Source organism: Flintibacter sp. (genome assembly GCF_046973065.1).
Window position 1 is genome coordinate 2545 of sequence record NZ_JBKVXZ010000056.1, and the last position, 22901, is coordinate 25445.

At 58.4% G+C, this 22901-nt stretch carries 27 protein-coding genes; 9 read left to right on the top strand and 18 right to left on the bottom strand.

Going from position 1 to position 22901, the window contains the following annotated elements; all coding sequences use genetic code 11:
- The 9 genes from ACLTXB_RS15435 to ACLTXB_RS15475 form a co-directional block, all read right to left on the bottom strand.
- Positions 1–270: DUF1351 domain-containing protein (locus ACLTXB_RS15435; protein ID WP_428227605.1), on the bottom strand; the 270-nt coding region annotated here is incomplete at its 3' end.
- A 10-nt stretch (positions 271–280) separates the two neighbouring features.
- Complete coding sequence (locus tag ACLTXB_RS15440; protein ID WP_428227606.1) at positions 281–940, bottom strand: lambda-exonuclease family protein; 660 nt, start codon at positions 938–940, stop codon at positions 281–283.
- Entirely contained in the window at positions 940–1656 is a 717-nt protein-coding gene (locus tag ACLTXB_RS15445) for a hypothetical protein (protein ID WP_009257859.1), read from the bottom strand. Before ACLTXB_RS15445 ends, ACLTXB_RS15440 begins: the two co-directional genes overlap by 1 nt.
- 18 nt (positions 1657–1674) lie before the next feature.
- Positions 1675–2055 (bottom strand): hypothetical protein, encoded by a 381-nt coding sequence (locus ACLTXB_RS15450; protein ID WP_009257860.1) that lies wholly within the window; start codon positions 2053–2055, stop codon positions 1675–1677.
- Positions 2052–2522, bottom strand: a complete 471-nt coding sequence (locus ACLTXB_RS15455) for a helix-turn-helix domain-containing protein (protein ID WP_009257861.1) — start codon at positions 2520–2522, stop codon at positions 2052–2054. The genes ACLTXB_RS15450 and ACLTXB_RS15455 overlap by 4 nt, the downstream gene beginning before the upstream one ends.
- The gene (locus ACLTXB_RS15460; RefSeq protein ID WP_428227607.1) at positions 2519–3274 is read right to left on the bottom strand and encodes a DNA cytosine methyltransferase; all 756 of its coding nucleotides are present in this window, start codon (positions 3272–3274) and stop codon (positions 2519–2521) included. The genes ACLTXB_RS15455 and ACLTXB_RS15460 overlap by 4 nt, the downstream gene beginning before the upstream one ends.
- A 6-nt stretch (positions 3275–3280) precedes the next feature.
- A complete protein-coding gene (locus ACLTXB_RS15465; RefSeq protein ID WP_428227608.1) occupies positions 3281–3895 on the bottom strand; it encodes a hypothetical protein in 615 nt (204 codons plus the stop codon).
- Entirely contained in the window at positions 3882–4526 is a 645-nt protein-coding gene (locus tag ACLTXB_RS15470; protein WP_428227609.1) for a hypothetical protein, read from the bottom strand. The genes ACLTXB_RS15465 and ACLTXB_RS15470 overlap by 14 nt, the downstream gene beginning before the upstream one ends.
- 13 nt (positions 4527–4539) lie before the next feature.
- Positions 4540–4818, bottom strand: a complete 279-nt coding sequence (locus tag ACLTXB_RS15475) for a helix-turn-helix domain-containing protein (protein WP_009257865.1) — start codon at positions 4816–4818, stop codon at positions 4540–4542.
- Between the two features lie 304 nt (positions 4819–5122).
- Between ACLTXB_RS15475 and ACLTXB_RS15480 the strand changes: the two genes are divergently transcribed.
- Positions 5123–6532 carry an MATE family efflux transporter gene (locus ACLTXB_RS15480; RefSeq protein ID WP_008980065.1) on the top strand — a complete coding sequence of 470 codons (1410 nt, stop codon included), beginning with the start codon at positions 5123–5125 and terminating at the stop codon, positions 6530–6532.
- A gap of 47 nt (positions 6533–6579) precedes the next feature.
- Here ACLTXB_RS15480 and nrdG read toward each other — a convergent pair whose 3' ends face one another.
- From nrdG to ACLTXB_RS15495, 3 genes are all read right to left on the bottom strand, one after another.
- Complete coding sequence (gene nrdG / locus ACLTXB_RS15485; protein WP_428227610.1) at positions 6580–7104, bottom strand: anaerobic ribonucleoside-triphosphate reductase activating protein; 525 nt, start codon at positions 7102–7104, stop codon at positions 6580–6582.
- Positions 7105–7262: 158 nt separating this feature from the next.
- Complete coding sequence (gene nrdD, locus ACLTXB_RS15490) at positions 7263–9389, bottom strand: anaerobic ribonucleoside-triphosphate reductase (protein WP_040649222.1); 2127 nt, start codon at positions 9387–9389, stop codon at positions 7263–7265.
- A 145-nt stretch (positions 9390–9534) separates the two neighbouring features.
- On the bottom strand, positions 9535–9690 hold the full coding sequence (locus ACLTXB_RS15495; RefSeq protein WP_177314072.1) for a hypothetical protein: 156 nt from the start codon (positions 9688–9690) through the stop codon (positions 9535–9537).
- 119 nt (positions 9691–9809) lie between these two features.
- On the opposite strand from ACLTXB_RS15495, the gene mnmA reads away from it, so the two are divergent.
- The 4 genes from mnmA (at position 9810) to metG (ending at position 14159) form a co-directional block, all read left to right on the top strand.
- Positions 9810–10895, top strand: a complete 1086-nt coding sequence (gene mnmA / locus ACLTXB_RS15500; protein WP_428227611.1) for a tRNA 2-thiouridine(34) synthase MnmA — start codon at positions 9810–9812, stop codon at positions 10893–10895.
- Between the two features lie 2 nt (positions 10896–10897).
- A complete protein-coding gene (locus ACLTXB_RS15505) occupies positions 10898–11200 on the top strand; it encodes a hypothetical protein (RefSeq protein ID WP_008980061.1) in 303 nt (100 codons plus the stop codon).
- A 122-nt stretch (positions 11201–11322) separates the two neighbouring features.
- Positions 11323–12171, top strand: a complete 849-nt coding sequence (locus tag ACLTXB_RS15510; protein WP_428227612.1) for a hypothetical protein — start codon at positions 11323–11325, stop codon at positions 12169–12171.
- A 20-nt stretch (positions 12172–12191) separates the two neighbouring features.
- Positions 12192–14159 carry a methionine--tRNA ligase gene (metG, locus tag ACLTXB_RS15515; RefSeq protein ID WP_428227613.1) on the top strand — a complete coding sequence of 656 codons (1968 nt, stop codon included), beginning with the start codon at positions 12192–12194 and terminating at the stop codon, positions 14157–14159.
- 67 nt (positions 14160–14226) lie between these two features.
- Here the strand turns inward: metG and ACLTXB_RS15520 are convergent, their stop codons facing one another.
- Both ACLTXB_RS15520 and ACLTXB_RS15525 read right to left on the bottom strand, forming a co-directional pair.
- Positions 14227–14685 carry a GNAT family N-acetyltransferase gene (locus tag ACLTXB_RS15520; protein WP_428227614.1) on the bottom strand — a complete coding sequence of 153 codons (459 nt, stop codon included), beginning with the start codon at positions 14683–14685 and terminating at the stop codon, positions 14227–14229.
- A 106-nt stretch (positions 14686–14791) separates the two neighbouring features.
- Positions 14792–15685, bottom strand: a complete 894-nt coding sequence (locus tag ACLTXB_RS15525; RefSeq protein ID WP_428227620.1) for a 3-hydroxybutyryl-CoA dehydrogenase — start codon at positions 15683–15685, stop codon at positions 14792–14794.
- A gap of 413 nt (positions 15686–16098) precedes the next feature.
- Here ACLTXB_RS15525 and ACLTXB_RS15530 point away from each other — a divergent pair, with 413 nt between their 5' ends.
- From ACLTXB_RS15530 to ACLTXB_RS15540, 3 genes are all read left to right on the top strand, one after another.
- Positions 16099–16581 carry a DUF4352 domain-containing protein gene (locus ACLTXB_RS15530; RefSeq protein WP_428227621.1) on the top strand — a complete coding sequence of 161 codons (483 nt, stop codon included), beginning with the start codon at positions 16099–16101 and terminating at the stop codon, positions 16579–16581.
- A gap of 134 nt (positions 16582–16715) precedes the next feature.
- Complete coding sequence (locus ACLTXB_RS15535) at positions 16716–17489, top strand: TatD family hydrolase (protein WP_428227615.1); 774 nt, start codon at positions 16716–16718, stop codon at positions 17487–17489.
- A gap of 5 nt (positions 17490–17494) precedes the next feature.
- The gene (locus tag ACLTXB_RS15540; RefSeq protein WP_428227616.1) at positions 17495–18115 is read left to right on the top strand and encodes a TatD family nuclease-associated radical SAM protein; all 621 of its coding nucleotides are present in this window, start codon (positions 17495–17497) and stop codon (positions 18113–18115) included.
- Between the two features lie 3 nt (positions 18116–18118).
- Here ACLTXB_RS15540 and ACLTXB_RS15545 read toward each other — a convergent pair whose 3' ends face one another.
- Positions 18119–18631: a CarD family transcriptional regulator gene (locus ACLTXB_RS15545; protein ID WP_428227617.1), complete on the bottom strand. Its 513-nt coding sequence runs from the start codon at positions 18629–18631 to the stop codon at positions 18119–18121.
- A gap of 415 nt (positions 18632–19046) precedes the next feature.
- Between ACLTXB_RS15545 and ACLTXB_RS15550 the strand changes: the two genes are divergently transcribed.
- On the top strand, positions 19047–19211 hold the full coding sequence (locus ACLTXB_RS15550) for a hypothetical protein (RefSeq protein WP_008980053.1): 165 nt from the start codon (positions 19047–19049) through the stop codon (positions 19209–19211).
- Positions 19212–19264: 53 nt separating this feature from the next.
- Here the strand turns inward: ACLTXB_RS15550 and ACLTXB_RS15555 are convergent, their stop codons facing one another.
- The 3 genes from ACLTXB_RS15555 to ACLTXB_RS15565 all read right to left on the bottom strand — a co-directional run.
- Positions 19265–19585, bottom strand: coding sequence for a hypothetical protein (locus tag ACLTXB_RS15555; protein ID WP_428227618.1), 321 nt, complete (start codon positions 19583–19585; stop codon positions 19265–19267).
- A 134-nt stretch (positions 19586–19719) separates the two neighbouring features.
- Positions 19720–21057: a butyryl-CoA:acetate CoA-transferase gene (locus ACLTXB_RS15560; protein ID WP_110441217.1), complete on the bottom strand. Its 1338-nt coding sequence runs from the start codon at positions 21055–21057 to the stop codon at positions 19720–19722.
- Positions 21058–21097: 40 nt separating this feature from the next.
- Positions 21098–22901 (bottom strand): DEAD/DEAH box helicase (locus tag ACLTXB_RS15565; RefSeq protein ID WP_428227619.1); only part of this gene is annotated, 1804 nt, incomplete at its 5' end.

Consider the following 22901-nt stretch of genomic DNA (forward strand, 5'->3'; position numbering starts at 1 on the left):
GCCCACCAGCTCCTTCACCTTGGCCTCGAAGTCGGTGTAAGGGGCCATGCACTCACGCTTGACCTCCTTGCGCTTGGTCTCCAGGGCCTCCCGCAGCTTGTTCAGCCTGGCACGGTCCTCCTTGGCGGCCTTGATGCCGTCCTCTGTCACCACCAGGCCCGCGTACAGCTCCAGGCTTTCGGCCAGTTGGGTTTTCAGCTCCTCAAAGTTGAAATCAATGGTCTTGGGCAGACTTTCCAGGCTGCTGCCCATCACAAACTCCATGCTCATAATGTCCTCCTCAGATCGGCGGGAGTTTCAGGTTGGGCCTCCGCCGCTGCTCCACGCAGCGCCAGAATACCGGGGCCTCCCGCTGGATAAGGGCGATGTCCTCCAGGACATCCGCCCGCTCTATTTTGTAGTGCCGGACCTCCTTGCGGTCCGCTCCGTCTGCGGTAACGTACTTGATTTGCACCAGCAGCTCCGTGAACTCCCACCCGGTAGCGAGCATCTGGTGGCAAACCTGGGCGTAGTAGTTGTCCGGGATGCGGTCCTTCCAGTGCAGCCAGCCGGTGGCAGACAAGATTTCCGTGGTCTTGATCTCCAGGCCGCCCCGCCGCCCGGTGGCAGTCTCCTCCAGTTCTCCGTCCGGCGTGCAGGTGATGAAGGGGAGCGCCGGGTGCTTAATGATCTTGTAGGGAGTGAAGGTGACCAGATACTCCGGGTGGTCCAGGGCGAAGAACTGCCGCAGCAGCGGCTCGGCATCGTTGCCGTACTGAACGGCAGGCTTGTCTCCAATGTCCTCCGGCTGGACAAGCCTGCATTTTTCTTCCCAGAGCTGCACATTGGTTTTCCAGGGCGAGATGCCCAGGACGGCGGCAGCGTCAGACGCTCCCAGACCGTCCCTGCGGGCCTCCAGCCACTCCGCCCGGTCCTTGCATACGATGACCAGCGGCTCCATCACATCATCACGATGACCTTTCCGGCGTTGATCTCGTCGGCCAGTTTCTCCTCGAAGTACGCCACGATGGATGCCTTGGCCTGCATCTTCCACATTCCGCCGTCAGCCTCGAACAGCCCCACGTTGCCGTCCTCGTCCAGCCGCAGGATGAACTCGCTCTCCGGCTGCTCCACCTCCAGGAAGGTGCGGTAGGGCCGCATGGAGATGCGGGGCTTGACCTGGACCAGGGCCTTGAGAGAAATGCCCTGGCGGGCCTCCACCTCCTGGCTCACGCCGTTGTCCCGGGTGGTGACGCCGTTCTCCTTGTTGATGCGGGAGAGCAGGTCCAGCAGGTAGTCCACGCCCTCTCCGGGCATAAACTTGCTCCGCAGCTCAATGATGGCCTTCTCCTGCTCCCGGAAGCCCTCCTGGAACCCAGGTACGTCGCAGGTCGCCTCATACAGGCTGTCCCGGCACATCTCGCTGTCATAGGTGGAGAACACAGAGACCTTCCGTGCGCCGTCCACCCGGACGAACATAGGCAGGTTGTCGAACATATCCAACTCGTTCCGCAGCAGCTTTACGATGCTGTCCAGCCCGCTCACGCTGATCTGGCGGGGACGGTCTACATGGGGGTCGATACGCACCAGCTCCCGGTCGGAGTAGGTGTCGCCGTGGATGGTGTAAGTCTTGTTGTCCTTGAGAGACACGAGATACTGAGCAAATTCCTTCAACATGATGTAGTCTCCTTTCTGTTATGCCTGCTTGATATTGGTGAATTTCAGAACTTTGGGCCGGTCCTGTTCTCCGCCGTCCATCCCCAGCTGCCCGGGGACCTGGGGCACCATCTCGGCCACCACCATCTCGCCGGTGCCCGGCTGATTGGTGATATAGAGGCTGGTGGTGATGGGGTCCGTGGGAACCAGTGTGCTCTTGGCCGTGGTCTGCACGGTGATGGTCTTGCGGTCCGCGCTGGGGATAAGCTCCAGCCCCACGGTGATTTTCCGTTTCCCGGTGGGCTTGGTGTTGGGGTCCAGGATGTTGTCGATGACCTTCCCCATCTCATAGTCCACCCGCTCCAGAATGGCACCCATGGACATTTCCAGGATGCTTTTCTTGTCCAGCTGCTCGCTCATGCTGTCTTGTCCTCCTTTTTCTTCATGCTGCGGCTCCGGGCCGCATATTCGCCCAGCAGCCTCTTGAGGGCTGCGTCGTGCCAGCTCTGCCAGGAGGAGTACCCGCACACCTGGAGCAGATCGTCCGGCAGGCTCTCCGCAAATTCCCGGCTGATGCGGTAGCATTTACGGAAGCGTCCTGCGTGGCTCGGCGGCGGTGCTGTGGCCTTGTGCTCGCTCTCCTCCGTCGGGGCCTCGGCCCGTGGGAACTCCAGAAGGTCCAGGTCCTCCACGTCGTACAGCGCCGTGCGCGGCACGCCGTACAATTCCTCCAGCGCTGCAAGCTGGTCCTTGGTGGGTAGGCATACGCCCTTTTCATACCGGGAGACCATGCCCACGTCAGCCCGGGCCTCGACTTCCTTCAACCTGGCCGACACCTGGGGCTGCGTCAGCCCCAGTTCCAGCCGTTTTTCCTGCAATCGGTTCATGGTTCGTGTAGCGCCTCCTCTATTTCTCTGATGTAGTAGAAGAAGGGATAGAATTGCGGTGGGCACACGGCGTTCCCGAGGCATCTAACGCGGTCCATCCAGTGGGGAACCCCATCAGCCACTCGACCCACTCCGGGTTCAGGTTTCCAGTGCCCCCCCCCGCAAGACATTTCACCTTCTGCGATAGGAGCATGGACCGGGTGGATGTCGTATCCTTTCTCAGGTGTCCGGCCAGTCCCGCCGCATCCATCGCTGTCGGCGTGGGCCAGGATTGCGTATCGGTATCGTTGGTGTGGAGCGCCGACGCCGCGAGCTGGAACCATAAACGCCCGCGTGGAGTAGCCTTTGCTTTCCAGGTCAGAAAGCACATCGTCGAGCGCCAGATTGAGGATGTTAGCAACATTCTCTCCAATGACCCAAGAGGGCCGCAGCTCCTCAATAACTCGCAGCATCTCAGGCCAGAGGTAGCGGTCATCCTTCTGGCCTCTGCGCTGTCCGGCCTTGGAGAATGGCTGGCATGGGAACCCGCCGGAAACAAGGTCAACTGTTCGTAGTCCTGTTCGTTCATAGAAACTCTCCTTCGTCAGGGTCCGTATGTCCCGCCAGCGGGGAACTCCAGGCCAGTGACGCTCCAGGACCCTCGTAGGGTAGTCGGCCCACTCACATTGTCCAACGGTTTCAAACCCTGCCCACTCAGCAGCCAGGTCCAGCCCGCCGATACCAGAGAATAGCGAAAGGTGGGTGAGGCTCACAATTCGTCACTCCTCATACGGGCTTTCCAGGGACCAGTCCCAGGTCTGCCCGCCTCGCCACTCCGTCGTGAAGGTGTTCTCCCTGCCGTCGCCGGTGAAGAACAGGTACTCGGCGGGGAGGACCCGTCCAACATCTCCCACGCAGACCTTTTCCGCCATCCAGCGGGTCAGCACATCCTCCACCAGGGCCAGGATGTCAGCGGTGACGGGGTGGGCCGGGTCATACCCGGAAAATTGGCTTTCCTGGGCCACGACCTCCCGGATGGTGTCACAGCCCGCGTAGTAGGGGCCCCCGCTGTCAAAGCGGTTCAGTACGCACCAGACGACAGCGGCCTGTTCGGTGGTGGAGCACCCACGGGCCTCGCCCCATACCATCTTTGCCAGGGCGATCTTGTCCGCTTCCAAGGGGTCCACAGCCTCCTGTTCCGGCCTCTGCGGTTCCGGCATGGCCGCCGGTCCCGTGACCGCCGCCTCCGGCTCCGGGGTGTCCGCCTTACCTCCGCCCGTCAAAAGGAGGATGCAAACCAGGATAAGGACCAGCGCCAGCAGCGCAGAGGCCACGCGGCGGGCGATCTGGAGCTTTCTGCGGCGCTGCCGTTCTCTCCGCTCAGTCCGGGTCATAGCTCGCCCTCCTCCGCCGGTACAGCTCGTCCATCAGCTCTGTGTCGGTGTAGTCTCGGATGCTCTTCTGCTCCTCCTCAGTCTCAATGGATACAAGGATTGAGGATTTGAGATACAAAGCGGGACGCGGGGCGAAGTACGCGCTGCAGACGCCGTCGTAGTAGACGGTGCCGCCGGTACTGACGCGGTACGCGAGGTAGTCATTGGAGACCGGGGAGCTTTTGGTGGTCCACCCGGTAGCCAGCCAAAACGGGCGGGAGGCCAAGGGGATGAAGCGGCGGTACTTGCGGTAATCGTCGATGGTCAGCAGGCGGGCAACGGCCAGCGGCGTGCCGTAGTCTGTCATGCCGTCCATGGTGGTCAGGTCGATGGGCCGCTCCAACGTGGCATCGAAGATGGGCTTGTGCTGGTCCCGCAGCCAACGCTCCATCTCCTTTGCGATGTGGCTGCCGCAGAAGTTGTTGGCATCCTCGCGGTCATCGTCATTCTCGAACGGGCAGTTGTCGGGCAGCGCATCGGCGGCTACCACAAACGCGCCCATGTGGGTCTCGTCCAGCTTCACCCACTCTACGCCGTCCAGCGTGAAGTGCTCGCCCTGCCGTACCCGGCTCAGTTCAATGGTCTTTCCCATAGTTTTATCCTCCCTATACTTTCCGGGCCTGCCGCCCGTCCTTTTGGGTTGCTGCGCCTCGGTGGTTCCCTCGGCGGCGGATTGCTTCCTGGACCCTCTTCTGGGCCAGGACCGGGTCGTACTCCGGGCGCTGGCGCTCGTCCAGCTTCCCGGTGTCGCCTCGGCGCAGTTCCTCATAGATGGTGGCGGGGTGGAACCCCACCTTGTTTGCGATGTCCAGTACCCGCGCCTCCTGGCGATACAGCTTTGCGATGGTCTTGCGGTCCTGGAGCGTGAGGTATTTGCCAGCCATCAAGGACACCCCCTTTCTCGGTAAAAAATAAAGCCCGAAAGGGGATTGCCCCCTTCGGGTTTTACAGTAGCATTTTCACCTCTCCATGCCTGTTTGTTTTGCTATTGATTCCAGGAAATATTTGTTGTATGATTTACTCTTGTCTGGTCGGGAAGAAACCTGGTATATTCAGAGTTCCTTCCGGCCTGCTATTTTTGTAAAATTCTCTTCACATACCCCGGCTCAGCGTGTTATAATATAGGCAAACCATCCAAAAAAAGCACCAGCTGGCAACGTGAGGACAGGAAGAAAGGACGATCGCACCATGTTAGGCAAACCGCGCCACCAGATGGATATGTGCCATGGATCACTTGCGGATAAGATTTTAAAGTTTGCCATTCCCTTGATGGCATCCAGTATCCTCCAGCTCCTGTTTAATGCCGCAGACGTCATCGTGGTCGGTCGGTTTGCAGGCAAGGAGTCACTGGCCGCCGTAGGCTCCACTACCTCCCTGATCAACCTGCTCATCGCCCTGTTTGTGGGCCTGTCGGTTGGTACCAACGTAGTAGTGGCCCGAAATCTGGGCGGTAAGCGCCATGACATGGTAAGCAAAGCGGTACATACCTCCATTCTCATGGCTCTGGTCAGCGGCGCGGTGCTGGCGGTATTCGGTGCCATCATGTCCCATCAGCTTCTGGTATGGATGTCCTCTCCCGAGGACGTAATCAACCTATCCACGCTCTATCTGCGCATCTACTTTTTGGGTATGCCCGCCACCATGGCCTACAACTTCGGCGCAGCGATTCTTCGTGCCCAGGGCGATACCCAGCGTCCCTTGTTCTACCTGATCATTGCCGGCGTGGTGAATGTGGTACTGAACCTGGTGTCGGTTATCCTGATGGGCATGGGCGTGGCTGGCGTAGCGATGGCCACGACCATCTCTCAGTACATCTCGGCCGGTCTGGTCCTGATGTGCCTCACCCATGAGGACGGCCCCCTGCGCCTGAACCTGCGGGATATGCACATCGACCGGCACATTCTGGGACAGATCATGGAAATTGGCCTGCCTGCCGGTTTCCAGGGTATCGTCTTCTCCCTGTCCAATGTGCTTATCCAGTCCTCCATCAACTCCTTCGGCTCCACGGTAGTAGCTGGCTCCGCCGCCTCCGCCAACATTGAAAACTTCGTCTACCAGGCCATGAACGCCTTCTATCAGACCAACCTCACCTTCACGGGACAGAACTACGGCGCCGGCGAATGTAAGCGTGTGGATAAATCTCTCATCTACTGCCAGACCTTCGTGATCATCACCGGTGTGGTACTGGGCAACCTTGCCTATCTGTTTGGCCATCCTCTGGTAAGCATTTATGCCCCTGGCGAGGAGGACGTCATCCAGCAGGGCATCATCCGTCTTGGCTACATCGCCCGAACCTACGCTCTGTGCGGTATCATGGACACCATGGTAGGCAGCCTGCGCGGCCTTGGTTACTCGGTGGGCCCCATGATCGTCTCCCTCATCGGTGCCTGCGGCCTTCGTATTGTCTGGATCTTCACCATCTTCCAGGTGGACCGCACCCCGGAAAATCTGTATATTTCCTATCCCATCTCCTGGATTGTGACCGGCGCGGTACACATTATTTTCTTCCTGATCGTACGCAAAAAAGCCTTTGCTCTGGTACGTGCCAACTCCCATGTGGAGGCAGAGGGTGCCCACCCAGAGATTTCCAAATCATAAGCACAAAAAATCCCGTGCTTCCTTACCAAAGGAAGCACGGGATTTTCTTATTCCACACTGGCCTCGTCCCACAGCACCGGTTCGCCCCGCTCCAAAGAGGGCTGAACCTCCAAAATACGCTGGTTGGAGGAGCCACGGAAGCGCAGGCTCAGATTTTTCTGGGCAATGACAAAGGGACCGTCCACCAGCACATCCAGCTGTTCCAACAGAGCACGGCCATAGTCCCCCACCTTTCCGTCAGCCAGATCCTCAAAGAGGTAGCCGGTGTAGCACCAGATATCCTTCTGGGGATACTGCTGTCGGACCCGCTTGACCAGTTCCAGCACCGTCTTCTGATTGTTAGGGTGGAAAGGCTCGCCACCCAGCAGGGATAGTCCCCGCACATAGGACTTGCCCAGCGCAGTAAGGATCTGATCCATCTGCTCCGGGCCAAAGGGCGCTCCATACTGGAAGTCCCAGGCCTCGGGGTTAAAGCACTCCGGGCAGGCGTGGGTGCATCCGGAGACAAACAGTGAAACCCGGATACCCGGGCCGTTGGCCACATCGATGGGCCGGATGTCAGCATAGTTCATAGTTTTCAGCCTCACAGCATTTCCGCCCAGGCGGAAACATAAAGATGATTTTCTTTAAAAATACCGTGCCCTCCAGCCGTGCAGCGGCCGAAGGGCACGGAGAGGCAAAGCGCAGCTTTGCAGGAAGTTCTTTGCAAGCTTTCTTTCAAGAAAGCGGATCAAAGGTGCAGAACGCGGGATTTGATCTCCTTCGTCTTACCTACATTCCAGTAGTTCTCCCCCAGATAACCGCAGGTACGGCGGGTGACGTTCATCTTGCTCTGGTCGGTGTTGTGGCAGACGGGGCACTCCCACTGGAAATCATCGTTGATGGTGATCTCTCCGTCGTAGCCGCAGCACTGGCAGTAGTCGCTCTTGGTGTTGAACTCGGCGTACTGGATGTTGTCGTAGATGAACTTGACAACCTCCTTCAGGGCCTCCAGATTGTGGCGCATGTTGGGGATCTCCACATAGGAGATACAGCCGCCGGTGGAGATCTTCTGGAACTGGCTCTCAAAGGTAAACTTATCGAAGGCGTCGATGTGCTCCCGCACATCCACGTGATAGCTGTTGGTGTAGTAGCCCTTATCGGTCACATCAGGAATGGAACCGAAGCGCTCCTTGTCGATGCGGGCGAAGCGGTAGCACAGGCTCTCAGCGGGAGTGCCGTAGAGAGCGAAGCCAATGTTGGTCTCCGCCTTCCAGTCGTCGCAGGCCTTGCGCAGCCGGGCCATCACCTTCTGGGCAAACTCCTGGCCGCCGGGCTGGGTGTGGCTGACTCCCTTCATGAGCTTGGTCACCTCATAAAGGCCGATGTAGCCCAGAGAGATGGAGGAATAGCCGCCGTAGAGCAGAGGCTCAATGGGCGCACCCTTGGGCAGGCGGGCAATGGCACCATACTGCCAGTGGATGGGGCTAGAGTCGGAGTGGACGTTCTTCAGAGCCTCATGGCGGCACATCAGAGCCTCAAAGCACAGCTGCAGCCGCTCATCCAGCAAGGACCAGAACTTCTCCTCGTTTCCACCGGCCAGAATACCAATCTGGGGCAGGTTCAGGGAGACCACGCCCTGGTTGAAGCGGCCCTCAAACTTGTAGTTGCCGTTCTCGTCCTTCCAGGGAGACAGGAAGGAGCGGCAGCCCATGGGAGAGAACACGTTGCCCTCGTAGTTTTCCCGCATCTTCTTGGCAGAGATATAGTCGGGGTACATCCGCTTGGCGGAGCACTTGACGGCCAGCTCGGTGATATAGTCGTACTTGCCGCCCTTGAGGCAGTTGTGCTCGTCCAGCACGTAGACCAGCTTGGGGAAAGCGGGAGTGATATACACACCCTTCTCGTTCTTGATGCCCTCCAGACGCTGGCGCAGCACCTCTTCCACGATCATGGCGTTCTCCTCCAGGTAGGGGTCGCCCTCCTGGAGATTGAGGAACAGGGTGACAAAGGGGGACTGACCGTTGGTGGTCATGAGGGTGTTGATCTGATACTGGATGGTCTGCACGCCGCTCTTGAGCTCGTCCCGCACCCGGTCATCCACCAGACGCTCCACAGTCGCCTCGTCCACCAGGCCGGCGCACTCATAGGAGATGTGCTTGCGGAACTTCTCCCGGCTGCGGCGCAGATACTTGCCCAGGTGGCTCATATCCACGCTCTGGCCGCCGTACTGGTTGGAGGCCACGCAGGCAATGATCTGAGTGGTGACGGTGCAGGCCACCTGGAAGCTCTTGGGGGACTCAATGAGCTTGCCGTTCATCACGGTGCCGTTGTCCAGCATGTCGCCGATGTTGATGAGGCAGCAGTTGAAGATGGGCTGGATAAAGTAGTCAGCGTCGTGGAAGTGGATGGCGCCCTCGTCGTGAGCCTTGGAGATATACTCAGGCAGCAGGATGCGGCGGGTCAGGTCCCGGCTCACCTCGCCGGCAATGTAGTCGCGCTGAGTGGCGGCGATCATGGTGTTCTTATTGGAGTTCTCCTCGGCCAGTTCCTTGTTCTCATTGCGCAGCAGGGAGAGGATGGACTCGTCGGTCGTGTTCTGCTTGCGCACCAGAGCCCGGGTATAACGATAGATAATGTAAGTCTTGGCCAGATAGAACTTGTTCTCATTCACCAGGCCCTGCTCCACCAGGTCCTGGATCTCCTCTACGGGCAGCTTATCCCGGCCCAGATCCTCAATGCGGCTGACAATGGCCTCGATCCGGTCCAGGCTCAGCTGCTCCTCCTCGGAGACCTCGGCGTTCGCCTTCTGGATTGCGGTGATGATCTTGCTGCGGTCGTAGTCCACAACGGAACCGTCACGCTTGACAACTTTCATAAGGGCTCTCATAGGTGCTCTCCTTCTCGTTCGTGATGTAGATATGAAAAGCCGGGCCGCCCCAGCCTTATTCGTAACGGTTTTTGATTATAGCATGCCCCGCAGGCCGTGTCCACTAGATATTGTGTTTTCGGCAGTTTTTTCATCAACATATACCAAATGTATTTTTTCTGGAAATTATCCGTCCTTCTTTTTCCTTTGCAGCCTGCTTTGTGCTGAATTTGTCGATTTTAGGGGCTAATTTCCCCTTTTTCCCCGGAATCCTCCCCTTTGTGCATTTTGTCCCGCTGGAATATTCCATACACCTTTTCCCCCAGATTTTCCCGCCGCAATGGGCTTTCGGTTGCGTATAAGGACAAAATATGGTATACTTCCCCTTGATTTTACCGGCCGCCCGGCGGCTTTTAAGGAGGTTACCCTTTGAATCCCATTGCGGCAGCCATGAGCGGCGGTGTGGACAGTTCCACCGCTGTCTGGCTCTTACAGCAGGCAGGCTACGATCCTGTTGGCTTTACCATGTCCTTGTTCTCGCCCGACGCCCTGCCCCCTGATCAGCGTTCCCAGTGCCACACCGCCCGGGATGTGGCCGACGCCCAGGCGGTGGCCCAGCGCCTGGGTATCTCTCACCACACCCTGGATCTGTCGGAATCCTTCTGCCGTGAGGTGATGGACCCCTTCGTCCAGGCCTATGAACAGGGCCAGACTCCCAATCCCTGTGTGCTGTGTAACCGGGCAATCAAATTCGGTGCCCTGCTCCAGGCGGCCCAGGAGATGGGGTGTCCTCTGCTGGCCACCGGCCACTACGCCCAGTTGGAACAGGATTCCGGCTCCGGACGCTGGCTGCTGAAAAAGGCCCTCCACCCAGATAAGGACCAGAGCTATGTGCTTTGGACCCTCACCCAGCAGCAGCTGGCCGCCACCCGCTTCCCCCTTGGACGGCTTTCCAAGGAGGAAATCCGCGCCATCGCCCTGGAACAAGGGCTTGTCAGCGCCCGGAAAAGCGACAGTCAGGACATCTGCTTTGTCCCGGACGGAGACTATGCCTCCTTTATTTGTCACCACACCGGGAAACACTATCCGTCAGGTGACTTTGTCGATCCCCAGGGCAACGTTCTGGGCCGCCACCAGGGCATCATCCACTATACCCTGGGCCAGCGGCGGGGGCTGGGGGTATCCTCCAACCAGGGCCGACTGTATGTGACCGGGCTCAGCCCCCAGGACAACACCGTCACCCTGGGCTCCAACGCCGCCCTGTTTCACCGCAACCTAACTGCCGGACAACTCAATCTCATTGCCATGGAGCGGCTGGACCAGCCCATCCAGGTGATGGCCAAAGTACGCTACCGCATGACGGAGCAGCCCGCCATCCTGGAGCAGACCGGTCCGGACACCGCCCGGCTCACCTTCCAAGAACCCCAGCGCGCCATTACCCCCGGCCAGTCGGTGGTCTTTTACCAGGACGACGTGGTGCTGGGCGGCGGCATCATTTTGTCAGGAGAAGATTGACTATGAGCAAAACGAAACATAAAAAGCGCCATCCTCAGGGAAAGCGCGGTTACACCACCGCTCCCGTGGCGGAATCAGAATTTGCTACTGACGGCACCCGGAAGCGGATGAATCCCACCGCCCGCAACCTGCTGTTTGTTGCATTGATCTGTCTGGCCATCTCGGAGATTCTGCTGCGCATGGAGCTTCTGTCTGGAGCAGTCTCCCTGATCATCAGCGTTGCGGCTCTGGTGGCCCTGGTAGTGGCCATGTACCTCCAGTTCCGCAAGCCGGGCGGCGGCTCTCAGGGACGTCCCAGACTGTGACCCGCTTCTCTGGGCAAGGGGAATTCTGCGCGCATTGCCCTTGTATTTTCCAGTTGGGTAATATATAATTGGATAGTTATCCTTGGACAGACCCCTCTGTCCCCTGGTTTAGGAGGCCAATCATGAGAAAAGACTTTGCCCTGCCCGCTCTTGCCCTGGTGAGCGGCGCGGCGGGCTTTGCAGTACGGCTGTGGCAGCGCTCCTCGGCGCTGGACCCCACGACCAACCTGTTTACCCACGGCGCTCCCGCCACCTGGGCCCTGCTGGCCCTGACGGCGGTCGTTGCCGTTTTGGCACTGGTCCTGTGCTCTGGCGGTCGGACCATTTCGGAAGAGGAAGCCGACCGTGCCTTCCAGTGTTCCTCCACCGGTTATATGACCCTTATGGTGGTGGCAGGCATGGGCTTTCTGGTCTCGGCAGCTGCCGGCGTTCCTCAGCTGATGGAGTATCTGCAGGCCTGGCAGGCTGATCCCTCCCGGCATCTGCTGCCTGCGGCGCTGGGTCTTTCCATTCTGGGCTGTGTGGCCGGTGCTATCGGCTCTCTGGTGCTTGGAAAATCCAACTACCGGGCACTGTCCGGTGAGCAGGTCCGTCTGGCAGCTACTCTGCCCGCCTACGCCGCTTTGCCCTGGCTCATTCGGCTCTACCAGGTCTATTCCAGTGACCCGGTCCTGCTTAATTCCTTTGTTCCCCTGCTGGCCGCGGTTTTCCTGCTGCTGGCTCTCCACGGCCAGGCGGCTTTCTTCTACCGCCGGCCCCGCTGCCGCAGTTTTACCGTCTTTGCAGTGATGGGCGTCTACTTTGGGCTTACCGCTCTGGCTGACCGCCTGTCCCTGTTTGATTCCCTGCTGGCAATCTCCTTTGTTGTGTGTAGCTTCGGCGCTCTGACGGCTCTGTCCGCCCGGCGCTTTTCTCCCACTCCCCTGGGTCCGCGAATGCCCCAGGAGGATATGGATAATGGAACAATTTGAGAGCGAGAGGAAGTATTATCATGGAACGCAAACGCTTTTATATCACGACCCCTATCTACTACCCCAGCGATAAGCTCCACATCGGCCACACCTACTGCACCGTGGCCACCGACGCCATGGCCCGCTATAAGCGCCTGTGCGGCTATGATGTGCTGTTTCTGACCGGCACCGACGAGCACGGCCAGAAGATTGAGGACAAGGCCAAGGAGGCCGGCGTCTCCCCCAAGGAGTTTGTGGACAAGATCGTCACCGGTGAGCGCGGCGTGCTGGATCTGTGGAAGCTGATGAACATCTCCAATGACCGCTTCATCCGCACCACCGACGACTACCACGTCTCCGCCATTCAGAAGATTTTCAAGAAGATGTACGAGAAGGGCGACATCTACAAGGGCGAGTATGTGGGCAAGTACTGCAAGCCCTGTGAGTCCTTCTGGACTGAGAGCCAGCTGGTGGACGGCAAGTGCCCCGACTGCGGCCGTGAGGTTCAGGACGCCAAGGAGGAGGCCTACTTCTTCCGTCTGAGCAAGTACGCCGACCGCATCCAGCACCTGCTGGAGGACACCGACTTCCTGGAGCCCCGCTCCCGTGTCAATGAGATGGTCAACAACTTCATCAAGCCCGGCCTGGAGGACCTGTGTGTCTCCCGCACCAGCTTTACCTGGGGCGTGCCTGTGGACTTTGACCCCGGCCATGTGGTCTATGTTTGGGTGGATGCTCTGTTCAACTACACCACCGCTCTGGGCTTCCTCAACGACAAGTACGACGACTATGAGAAGTTCTGGCCCGCCGACGTCCACTTTGTCGGCAAAGAGATCGTCCGCTTCCACTCCATTATCTGGCCCGCCATGCTCATGAGCATGGACATGCCTCTGCCTAAGAAGGTATTTGGCCACGGCTGGCTGCTGCTGGACGGCGGCAAGATGTCCAAGTCCAAGGGCAACGTGGTGGACCCCTATATCCTGGCTGAGCGCTTCGGTGTGGACGCCCTGCGTTTCTTCCTGCTGCGCACCTTCCCCTTCGGCTCCGACGGCAACTTCTCCAACGAGGCTCTCATCAACACCATCAACGTGGATCTGGCCAACGACCTGGGCAACCTCCTGAGCCGCACCGTATCCATGGTAGGCAAGTACTTTAACGGCACTCTGCCCAAGGAGCGCCAGGCCGACGCTTTGGACGAGGAGCTCACCGCCATGGTGTCCGCCCTGCGCGGCCGCTACGAGGAGCAGATGGAGCATTATGCTTTCCAGAACGCTCTGAGCGAGATCTTCAAGGTCATCTCCCGGGCCAACAAGTATATCGACGAGAATGCCCCCTGGGTGCTGGCCAAGGACATGGAGGCCAACGGCGTGCGTCTGGCTACTGTCATGTATAACCTGCTGGAGACCCTGCGGGTGTGCGCCATCCTGCTGACTCCCTTCATCCCCACCTCCGCCGCTGAGATTCTGCGCCAGATCGGCGCCTGTGATGCCTGCTCCACCTGGGAGAGCGCCGCTGTCTTCGGCAGCCTGCCCGCTGACGTGACCGTCACCCGGGGCGACAACCTCTTCCCCCGCATCGACGCTGCCAAGGAGCTGGAGGAGCTGGAGAAGGCCGCTGAGGAGGCTAAGAAGGCTGCCCTGCCCGCTCTGGAGCTGGAGCCCCAGCTGGAGGAGAAGGTCGACTTTGACACCTTCTGCAAGAGCGATTTCCGTGCGGTCAAGGTGAAGGCCTGTGAGAATGTGAAGAAGTCCAACAAGCTGCTGAAGTTCACCCTGGACGACGGCACCGGCGTGGACCGTCAGATCCTCTCCGGCATCGCCATGTACTATAAGCCTGAGGAGCTGGTGGGCAAGACCCTGATGGCCATCGTCAACCTGCCTCCCCGCAAGATGATGGGCCAGGAGAGCTGCGGCATGCTGCTCTCCGCCGTCCACACCGAAAAGGGTGAGGAGCGGCTGAACCTAGTCATGCTGGATGACAAGATCCCCGCGGGCGCAAAAATGTGCTGATATAAAAAATGCCGGACCTGAAAAAGGTCCGGCATTTTTTATTAAAATGTAAGCGCTGGAAACACGTTCAGAGCCGCGGCTCCTTTTCCACCAAAAAATTGGTCAGCAGAATTCCTTTTCGCTCCACTTGGCGCTCCTGCACCATCTGGTAGCCCCGCCCCTGAAAAAAGGGCAGTGCTGTGATGGATGCATGGGCATACAGGCGGGACGCGCCGCAGCATGCCTCCAGCCGATCACACAGAGCTGTGGCAACGCCCTGGCGCTGCCAGTCTGGATGCACATACAGCCGGTCCAGATAGCCGTCCCGGCAGATATCGCCAAAGCCGATGATCTGATCCTCCTGCTGAGCCACCAGCGTATAGTGGCTGAGGAAGGAGCGGTTCCATGCGGCCAGGTCGGTATGCCCGTCCGCCCAGGCATCCAGCTGCTGGGGAGTATAGTCAACAGCGTTGGCAGTGTGCACCGTTTCGTAGAACAGCCGGGCCAGTTTCTGGCAGTCCAGGGGGCAATATTCGCGCAGTTCCAAAGAGGTTCTCCTTTCCGGGGGAATGACACAAAAAGATTCCCTGGGGCCCGGCGGAGCCCCAGGGAGCGGTTCAGAGCGGAAACAGTGTATTTATGGTAAATGGGGATCAGCCCTTAACCAGCACGGGGTTGACGCCGACCTTCTTGCCTTCCTCATAGACATAGAAGCCAGCGCCGGACTTCCGGCCCAGATAGCCGGCGGCCACCATCTTGCGCAGCAGGTGGGCGGGGCGGTACTTGGTGTCGCCCAGGTCGATGTAGAAGGTCTCCATAACCTCCAGTAGGATGTCCAGGCCAATCATGTCTGCCAGAGCCAGGGGGCCCATGGGGTGGTTACAGCCGCGGATCATACCCTCATCCACGTCTTCCACGGAGCCGATGTCCTCGTCCAGGACCTGCACGGCCTCGTTGAGCATGGGCAGCAGCATACGGTTGACGATGAAGCCGGGCTTATCCTTGGCCAGGATGGGACGCTTGCCCATGTGCTTACCGACCTCAGTGACGATGTCGATGGTCTCCTGAGAGGTGCGCAGGCCGTAGACGATCTCCACCAGGCTCATAACGGGCACAGGGGAGAAGAAGTGCAGGCCAACCACGCGATCAGGACGGCTGGTGGCAGCAGCCAGGCTGGTCATGGAGATAGAGGAGGTGTTGGAGGCAAAGATGGTGCGGCTGTCGCAGATCTTATCCAGCTGCTGGAAAATAGCCTGCTTAGCCTCCAGGTTCTCGTAGATGGCCTCGATGACCAGATCCACATTGGAGGCCACGTGAACGCTGACGGAGGTGGTGAGGCGGGCCAGACAGGCGTCCTTCTCCTCGGCTGTCATTTTGCCCTTCTCCACCAGACGCTCCAGGCGCTTGGTGATACCGGTCACTCCGCGCTCCAGAGCGGCCTTGCTCTGGTCATTCAGGATCACTTCATAGCCGCACTGAATGGCGGTCTGGGCAATACCGCTGCCCATCAGGCCGGAACCGACGACGAAAATTTTGCGGATTTCCATGTTGATCTCCTTCTCTATGATGTAGTTGTTGGCTCTGGCTCCCAGGTAGGCGCCAGCTTCGGCGGAAACTGTGATAACTAATTTTATCATAGAGCGCCCGACCTTGTCCAGAAAAAACCAACCAGGTTGGGCTGCTTTACGCCAAGGCGGGAAGCGAGCCAGTTTTTGGACGCCGGCGCTGGCCGGCGTGCCGCTCTTTTGAACAAAAATAACTATATCCGGAAACCGGCGGGCCGTCAACCGCACAGAGGCAAGATGGTTACGAAACCGATAAAAAATAATAAGATATGCAAAAAAGAACCAGCACACTGACTACAACCAGGCCGCTCCCTCTTGTCTTTCCGGGCTGTGTCGGGTATAATTTCAAAAAAGAACGAAAGAAGGTGGCCCCCATCGGAAAAAGATTGGCTTGGGTGCTGGCCTCCGCCCTGCTGCTCACCGGCTGCAGCAGCGGACAGAATGACACAGACCAGCACTTTTCCCTGGGCGACACAGTATCCACAGCGTGGTTTGATTATTCGGTAACCGAAGTAGAATCCACCCAAGAGTACGGCGGCTATATCAGCGCGCAGGGGGATCAGCTGGTGGTGGTGGAGTTGACTCTGAAGAGCACGTACCCTCAAGCGGTAACTATGTTCGACAGCGATTTTCAGCTCTCCTGGGACAGTATGAGCCAGGATGATACCCAGTGTATGCCGGTGGAGTACTACTGTGATCAGCAGTTGCCCACAGAATATGAGCTCGCCCCCAGAGAGAGCCGCAGCGGCGTTCTGGTCTATCAAGTACCTGACGATCAGAGCACCTTTCAATTTACCTTCCAGGAGTTTTTCGATGATGGAACGCAGGAAGGCCGCCCCGGCGATCAATACGTGATGGATCTCACCCCCCAGGCGTAACCTCTTGCATTTTGTACCCCCGGGCAGTATGATATTATATAGTTGTATAAATCGTGGAAGCGGCCCAACTACGGGCCGCTTCCACCTCCTTCATTGGCATCTGTTTCATTTTAAAAGGAAATCGAGGAAGAATTATGCGTGTATTTGATACCCACGCCCACTATGATTCCGGGGCCTTCAACGCCGACCGTCTGGAGCTGCTGGCCGGTATGCCCCAGCAGGATGTGGCGCTCATTGTAAATCCCGGCTGTGATCTGGAGACCTCCCGCACCGTCGTGGAGCTGGCCGACCGGTTCCCCTTCGTCTACGCTGCCGTAGGGGTACATCCCTCCGACTGTGGTCCCTGGCAGGACAGCTGGGTGGACGAACTGAAAGCCCTGGCCGCCCACCCCAAGGTGAAGGCCATCGGTGAGATCGGTTTGGACTACTACTGGAAAGAAAATCCCCCCAAGGAGTTCCAGCAGATGGTTTTCCACCGGCAGATGGAACTGGCACAGGAGCTTCGGCTGCCGGTCATCATCCACGACCGTGAGGCTCACCACGACTGCCTGGAAGTGGTCCGCTCCCATCCCCAGGTCACCGGCGTATACCACTGCTACTCCGGCAGTCTGGAGGACGCTAAAGTGCTGGTAAAGCTGGAATGGATGCTGTCCTTTACCGGCACCATCACCTATAAAAATGCCCGCAAGGCTCTGGAGGTCATTGACTGGCTGCCTATGGACCGGATCATGATTGAGACCGACTCCCCCTATCTCACCCCGGAACCCTTCCGCGGCAAGCGCAACGACTCCGGAAAGGTCCATCTGGTGGCGGAGAAGATCGCCGAGGTAAAGGGCATGGACGCGGAAGAGGTGGCCCGCATCACTCTGGAAAACGGCAAACGGTTTTTCCATATCGAGGAGGCATAAGGGATATGACCATCACCTACGAATACGAGGGGGCACTGTACGTCAACCTCACCAACAAGTGTAACTGCAACTGTGAGTTCTGCCTGCGCCATGGTGAAAAAGAGGGCTCCATCTATACGGAGGACTCCCTGTGGCTGGAGCGGGAGCCCACCCGCCAGGAGGCTCTGGACAGCTTCCTCAGCCGGGACATCCCCAGCTACCGTGAAATCGTCTTCTGCGGCTATGGCGAACCCACTTACCGTCTGGACGATATTCTCTGTCTGGTAGACGAGCTGAAGGCCCACTACGGGGACCAGTTGCCCCCGGTGCGTATCAATACCAACGGCCATGCCAATCTCATCAACGGCCGTGACGTATGCCCGGAGCTGAAGGGACGCATCGATACCCTGTCCATCTCCCTCAATGCCAACAACGCCGCTGATTACGTGGCCCTGTGCCACCCCATCCAGGGCGAGGAAGCCTACCAGGCCATGCTGGACTTTGCCAAAGAGTCCAAAACCTATGTCCCCCACGTGGTATTTACCGTGGTGGATAAGGGAACCGATCCCGCTGAGATTGAGGAGAGCCGCTCCATTGCCCAGAGTCTGGGCGTCCAGCTGCGGGTACGGGCGTATATCGACTCCTGAATTTCATCCGGTCTGTTTCATCTGCTCCACCTGTCGGGTGATGTAGTCCCCCACCTCATCAAACGGAATATCCAAAGCGGCCGAAAGCTCATCGTGGAGAAGAAATTCTGCCCGCTTCTGAAAATCCTGGTCCACCTTGCTGGGCTTCTTTCCGCTGCGGGTATTGGCTGTGCTTTTGGTGTACGCAGTTTTGATAAGCTGGACCAGATCCTCACAGGAATGGCTGTCCAGAAAACTGCGGTAGCGCTGGGCCAGCATACGGTAATCCAGATGTTCCAGCTGCGCCTGTTGGATTTCCGGAATACGGCGGATCAATTCCTGAGCTGCCTCGCGGCTGAGAATCGGCCGCATAAATACTTTGGTATCTACCGGTACATAGATGGTCCCCGTACTCTGCAGCGGGATCAAAGTGTAGTACTCCACTTTGGAACCCGGATCAAACGGAGGCGGTCCAACTGCCTCCACCCGGCACACACCAGTACCGCTGTATACGATGAGACTTCCAATCGAAAACATCAAGTCTCCCCCATTCTGATAAAAATGAAAAAGCGTGTGGTTCTGACAACTGGACTTACGTTCTCAGAACCACACGCTGTAACTATATTTTAGCACATTTTTTCGCGGAATGTAAGAAAATCCTTGTGATACCGCCGTCAGGCCGCACCTTCCAGTTCCTCACGAGCCTCCCGCTCGCTGTCGGCGGAAAAGCAGAACCGCCCGGCCCAGTCATATACCTCCACATGTCCTCTTACCCAAACAATGCTGTAATCCATGGCGTATGCTCCTTTCCATATCCCTTGATGCTTGTTTATATCTTCTTTGGATGATCTGAGTATAGCAAATGATATGTCCAATAAACGGGATAGTTTTAACAAGGTGGACAGGAAAGGAAACATACGTTATACTTTAAAAAAAGCAGGAGGGAATCAGGATGGAACCTATTTTTTACACCGTCACGGATATCAACGGCGACTACGCTCAACTGCTCGGCGATCAGGGGCAAGAGCACTCTATCACTATGTTTCTGCTGCCCGAGGGAACCACAGTGGGCAGCCGTCTGAAGCTGGAAAACTTTATTTGGAGCTTGGAAGCGTAAAAAACAGCCCCGCCGTTCGGCGGGGCTGTTGCTGTTTCTCTAGCCAAATGCAGTCATGGGACACGTTCGTACATGAATCCTTCCCAATCCCATTGGCCGTATAGATAGGAGTCATAGCCCGGGATCTCATAGATGCGGAAGCGGGTATCTCCGCTTGTTGCAATGCCCAAAAACTTCCCTTTGTCGGTCCCATGAACCGGGGCACTGTCGGTACGCTCATAAGACACGCCATCCACGGTGAGAACATCCCACTCCGGGCCATGGATCGTACCGATGACAGGTGCTCCCAACGTCCTCCAGTACAGAAACAGACCTCCCCCCAGAAGGACTAAAAGGATGCCAATGATGCAGGGAATCAGCATCTTCTTTTTCATTCCAATCGCCTCCTATGAAATATCCTCGCCGTCATCCTAGCATGGAATCCATGCATAACGCAATCTTTCTTTCCGTTTCTTATAAATAAAAAGGCAGCAGGATCGCTCCTGCTGCCAAAATATTTATTCGCAAATTACTTATTGCTGCGGCGCCAGATGTGCATCTTCTCAGCGTCCTGGATGAGCTGCTCACGGAAGTCGGGGTGAGCAATGGAGATCAGCGCCTCGGCGCGCTCCCAAGTGGACAGGCCCTTCAGGTTGACCATGCCGTACTCGGTGACGATGTAGTGCACGCAGGAGCGGGGATCGGTGCAGATGGAACCGGGGGTGAGGGTGGGCACGATGCGGCTCTTCACAGTGCCATCCTTGCCGGTGACCGTAGAGGACATGCAGATGAAGCTCTTGCCGCCCTTGGACAGGTAAGCGCCCATCACGAAGTCCAGCTGACCGCCGGTGCCGGAGATATGCTTGAGACCGGCAGACTCGGCATTCACCTGGCCAAACAGGTCCATATCAATGGCGTTGTTGATGGAGATGAAGTTATCCAGCTGAGCCAGCACCCGCACGTCGTTGGTGTAGTCCACAGGAGCAGCCATCACGTCGGGGTTGCGGTCCACGTAGTCGTACAGCTTCTTGGAGCCGGCAGCAAAGGCGTACACCTGGCGGCCCTTATCCAGAGCCTTGTTCTTACCGGTGAGCTTGCCCGCCATAGCCATGTCCACAAAGCCGTCCACGTACATCTCGGTGTGAACACCCAGGTCCTTCAGATCGGACTGAGCAATCATAGCGCCGATGGTGTTGGGCATGCCGCCAATGCCCAGCTGCAGGCAGGCGCCGTTGGGGATCTGAGGCACGATGAGCTCGGCCACAGCCTTGTCCACCGCGGTGGGCTCGCCGCCGCCGCCCAGCTGAGCGACCTCGGGGTTATCCCCTTCCACAACATAGTCCACGTCCTTGATGTTGATCTCACAGCCGGTGAGACCGTACACCCAAGGCATGTTCTTGTTCACTTCCAGGATGATGACCTTGGCCTTCTCCAGCATGTCGGCCAGGTGAGAGGCGGCCAGAGCAAAGCTGAAGTTACCGTGGCTGTCCATGGGGGTGACCTGGAGCATAGCCACGTCCACAGTCAGGTTCTCCCGGTAGAAACGGGGCAGCTCGGAATAGCGCATGGGGCTGAAGAAGCCCATGCCCTTGGTCATGATCTTACGGTCAATGCCGCTGCAGTGCCAGGAGTTCCAGGTGAAGTGCTCACCGGCATCCTCGGCCTTGGCGATCTCCGGCATCCACATGGTAACGCCGCCGCGGACCTTCACGTCCCGCAGCTCGTCCTTACGAGCGGCCAGGGCCTTGTCCAGGGCGATGGGGTGGTTGGTGCACCAACCGTAGTCCACCCAGTCACCGGATTTGACTACCTTGACCGCCTCTTCGGCGGTGGTCAGCTTCTGCTGATACATGGCTTGATAATCCATTTTGATACCCTCCAGTTATGTTAAATATTGAGAGATTCCTTTAGTTGTCCAGGTAATAGGGCTTCATCAGGCTCTTCTGCTCGGTAGAATCCTTCACCCTATTGGAGCGCATGGGCTCGATCGGCCCTCTGGGCCCACGATCCCGGCGGCGGTCCGGACGGGAATTCTTCTTTTTCCCAGAGACCGGCTCCTCCTTTTTCTTAGGTGCGGAAGGGACCGCTTTGACCTTTCCTTTGTCCTTGGTCTGGACTGTCTCAACCCGTGGTTCCTTCTCGCCCCGACGTTCCTTACGGCGACTGCGGGGCGCGGAGCGGTGGGACAGCGGAGACTCCTGAACGCTCAGGGGCTTGCGGGGCGCCAGAAGCCGGGCGGTGGCGTCCATGATATGATCGCCCGCCAGGGGATTGGGACGGGAGAAATCGGTACGAGGCATGGCGTTTCCGGTCTCCATGCGGCTGCCCGGACGGGTCAGCTTACGGCGGCGGGAGGTCTGCTGGACCTGAGGCTCCGGCTCAGAAACTTGGGACACCGGGGCAGCCTGTACCTGTTCAGCCTGCTTGGGCTTTGCCTTGGCCTTGCGGCGGCGGCGCCGGGACTTGGCAGGTTTCTCCTCCTGTGTCTGGACCGGAGTCTCAGCCACAGGCTGGGGAGCAGCCTGCGCCGCTTCCGCCTTGCGCTGAGCGGCCGCTTTTCTGGCCTCATCCCGGGCACGGCGCTGCTCCTTGGCGGCGGCTCGGGCCTGGGCGTCCTCCTCGTTGATGATGCGGCCGTTCTTATCCCGCTTGGGGGCCTGGAGGTCCACCATAGGATAGGGATGGTCCTCTACCACAGGAATGGAGCGGCCAATGAGCTTTTCAATCTCTTTAAGCAGGGGTTTTTCGCTGAAATCACAAAATGCCACGGCGGTGCCTCCATGACCCGCCCGGCCGGTACGGCCGATGCGGTGGACGTAGGTCTCAGGCACCTCGGGGAGGTTGTAGTTGAACACGTGGGAGAGCTCCTCAATGTCCAGTCCCCGGGCAGCGATGTCGGTGGCCACCAAACAGCGGATGGCCCCGGACTTGAAGTCGGCCAACGCCTGCTGTCGGGCGGTCTGGCTCTTGTTTCCGTGGATAGCAGCGGCGGTGATGCCCGCCTTTACCAGATCCCGGGCCACCTTGTTGGCCCCGTGCTTGGTGCGAGTAAAGACCAGCGCATTTTTTACGCCCAACTGGTCCATCAGCAGGGAGAGCAGCTTGGTCTTGTTGCCCCGGTCTACAAAGTACACCGACTGGCGGATGGCCTCCACCGGCGAGGATACCGGGTCCACCGCCACCCGGGCGGGGTGGTGAAGCAGAGAGTTGACCAGCTCGGCAATTTCTTTGGGCATGGTAGCGGAGAAAAACAGGGTCTGCTTTTTCTCAGGCAGCCACTTGAGAATCTTCTTTACGTCGTGAATAAAGCCCATATCCAGCATCCGGTCGGCCTCATCCAGCACAAAGATCTCAAGATCATTCAGATGGATGAAGCCCTGCTGATACAGGTCACCCAGGCGGCCGGGTGTGGCCACCAGAATGTCTACGCCTTTCCCCAGTTTCTCTACCTGGGGTGCCTGTCCCACGCCGCCGAAAATTACCGCGCAGCGCAGGGCCAGATGACGGCCGTAGTGTTCAAAGCTCTCACCGATTTGGATGGCCAACTCCCGGGTGGGAGTGAGGATGAGAGCACGGATGGGGTGCCCGGATACAGGCTTGCTGCTCAACCGCTGGAGAATCGGGGCGGCAAAGGCACAGGTTTTTCCGGTGCCCGTCTGGGCGCAGCCTAGCACGTCCCGCCCCGCCAGGGCAGGGGGACTGGCCTGCTCC

Coding starts and splice junctions, on each gene's coding strand:
- nrdD (WP_040649222.1), bottom strand. CDS start 9,389: ATGAAAGTTGTCAAGCGTGACGGTTCCGTTGTGGACTACGACCGCAGC.
- ACLTXB_RS15525 (WP_428227620.1), bottom strand. CDS start 15,685: ATGGAAATCCGCAAAATTTTCGTCGTCGGTTCCGGCCTGATGGGCAGC.
- ACLTXB_RS15535 (WP_428227615.1), top strand. CDS start 16,716: ATGCGTGTATTTGATACCCACGCCCACTATGATTCCGGGGCCTTCAAC.
- metG (WP_428227613.1), top strand. CDS start 12,192: ATGGAACGCAAACGCTTTTATATCACGACCCCTATCTACTACCCCAGC.
- ACLTXB_RS15455 (WP_009257861.1), bottom strand. CDS start 2,522: ATGAACCGATTGCAGGAAAAACGGCTGGAACTGGGGCTGACGCAGCCC.
- ACLTXB_RS15480 (WP_008980065.1), top strand. CDS start 5,123: ATGTTAGGCAAACCGCGCCACCAGATGGATATGTGCCATGGATCACTT.
- ACLTXB_RS15555 (WP_428227618.1), bottom strand. CDS start 19,585: ATGAAAAAGAAGATGCTGATTCCCTGCATCATTGGCATCCTTTTAGTC.
- ACLTXB_RS15510 (WP_428227612.1), top strand. CDS start 11,323: ATGAGAAAAGACTTTGCCCTGCCCGCTCTTGCCCTGGTGAGCGGCGCG.
- ACLTXB_RS15505 (WP_008980061.1), top strand. CDS start 10,898: ATGAGCAAAACGAAACATAAAAAGCGCCATCCTCAGGGAAAGCGCGGT.
- ACLTXB_RS15495 (WP_177314072.1), bottom strand. CDS start 9,690: ATGGAATATTCCAGCGGGACAAAATGCACAAAGGGGAGGATTCCGGGG.
- ACLTXB_RS15550 (WP_008980053.1), top strand. CDS start 19,047: ATGGAACCTATTTTTTACACCGTCACGGATATCAACGGCGACTACGCT.
- ACLTXB_RS15440 (WP_428227606.1), bottom strand. CDS start 940: ATGGAGCCGCTGGTCATCGTATGCAAGGACCGGGCGGAGTGGCTGGAG.
- ACLTXB_RS15560 (WP_110441217.1), bottom strand. CDS start 21,057: ATGGATTATCAAGCCATGTATCAGCAGAAGCTGACCACCGCCGAAGAG.
- ACLTXB_RS15470 (WP_428227609.1), bottom strand. CDS start 4,526: ATGGGAAAGACCATTGAACTGAGCCGGGTACGGCAGGGCGAGCACTTC.
- ACLTXB_RS15545 (WP_428227617.1), bottom strand. CDS start 18,631: ATGTTTTCGATTGGAAGTCTCATCGTATACAGCGGTACTGGTGTGTGC.
- ACLTXB_RS15445 (WP_009257859.1), bottom strand. CDS start 1,656: ATGTTGAAGGAATTTGCTCAGTATCTCGTGTCTCTCAAGGACAACAAG.
- ACLTXB_RS15465 (WP_428227608.1), bottom strand. CDS start 3,895: ATGACCCGGACTGAGCGGAGAGAACGGCAGCGCCGCAGAAAGCTCCAG.
- ACLTXB_RS15475 (WP_009257865.1), bottom strand. CDS start 4,818: ATGGCTGGCAAATACCTCACGCTCCAGGACCGCAAGACCATCGCAAAG.
- ACLTXB_RS15540 (WP_428227616.1), top strand. CDS start 17,495: ATGACCATCACCTACGAATACGAGGGGGCACTGTACGTCAACCTCACC.
- ACLTXB_RS15450 (WP_009257860.1), bottom strand. CDS start 2,055: ATGAGCGAGCAGCTGGACAAGAAAAGCATCCTGGAAATGTCCATGGGT.
- nrdG (WP_428227610.1), bottom strand. CDS start 7,104: ATGAACTATGCTGACATCCGGCCCATCGATGTGGCCAACGGCCCGGGT.